Origin of the sequence: Sphingobacterium sp. HJSM2_6 (assembly GCF_049316305.1) — a bacterium.
GTDB lineage: Bacteria > Bacteroidota > Bacteroidia > Sphingobacteriales > Sphingobacteriaceae > Sphingobacterium.
The window spans coordinates 1-472 of record NZ_JBMOXB010000050.1 but is presented as its reverse complement, the minus strand read 5'-3'; the positions used below and the strand labels follow the sequence as shown (position 1 = coordinate 472).

1 protein-coding gene is annotated in these 472 nt (G+C 43.2%); it reads right to left on the bottom strand.

Annotated elements, in window-relative coordinates:
- On the bottom strand, window positions 1-392 hold a 392-nt coding region (rfbC, locus tag ACFRAE_RS17760; RefSeq protein ID WP_422798509.1), incomplete at its 3' end, for a dTDP-4-dehydrorhamnose 3,5-epimerase.
- Between the last annotated feature and the right edge of the window lie 80 nt (window positions 393-472).

The following is a 472-nucleotide window of genomic DNA, read 5'->3' as shown; positions in this document are numbered from 1 at the left end:
AAGAAGGTAGCCTGTTCCGATAATACGGCAAAGCCATGTAGAAACCCTCTGGGTACAAAAAGCTGTCTATTATTTTCAGCTGTAAGTTCTACAGCCACGTATTCTCCGTAAGTGCTCGATCCTTCACGAACATCTACCGCCACGTCCAATACAGTACCTTCCAACACGCGTACCAACTTTGCTTGTGCATATTCACCGCGCTGTTGATGCAATCCGCGCACTACGCCGTAACTGGAACGTGATTGATTATCTTGTAGAAAAACGGGATCTAGACCCGTCAATTCTTTGAATTTCTGCTGATTGTAGGACTCAAAGAAATATCCGCGACTGTCTTCATAAACCGTAGGTTCCAGAATATAACAGTCCTTGAGTTTCGTGCTGATTACTTTCATCGCTTATCCTTGATATTGTTTGTTATAGTATTGCTGATAATCGCCCGAGGTCACATGATCTAACCAGTCTTGATTCGTTA